Source organism: Nocardia cyriacigeorgica, from assembly GCF_010858045.1.
GTDB classification, from domain to species: domain Bacteria; phylum Actinomycetota; class Actinomycetes; order Mycobacteriales; family Mycobacteriaceae; genus Nocardia; species Nocardia cyriacigeorgica_E.
In genome coordinates this window covers 1-370 of record NZ_JAAGVC010000159.1, presented here as the reverse complement: position 1 = coordinate 370, position 370 = coordinate 1, and the positions used below count along the sequence as shown (strand labels likewise).

Genomic DNA, 370 nt, shown 5'->3' with positions numbered 1-370 from the left:
CTTCTCGCCCGCGAACGCCGGTTCGAGGTGTTCGAGGGTGAGTTCGCGGATGCGGTCGGTCATCTCGGCGACCCGTTTCGGCGTGAAGCCCTTGAACACCAGCCTGCGCATCCGCATATGGCGCGGATCGTCCATGGCCAGAAACGACATCACGTGATGGGCGTGCGGCCCCCAGGCGGCGGGATCCAGCGACACCCCGTTGGCACTGGACAGGCGGGTGGCGTCGCGGAAGCCGGCGAACACATCCGCGTGCCGGGATAGCGCCCAGAAATCCAGATCGGGGTTGTAGTACAGCGGCGCCTCGTTGCGCAGCCGCTGATAGACGGGGTAGGGATCCTCGTGGAAGGCGTAGTCATAGGGATCGAAAATC

1 pseudogene is annotated in these 370 nt (G+C 64.9%); it reads right to left on the bottom strand.

The features are described 5' to 3' along the window. Positions 1 to 369: pseudogene (locus tag GV790_RS29175) on the bottom strand (cytochrome P450); the annotation flags it as partial. Position 370: the final 1 nt, after the last annotated feature.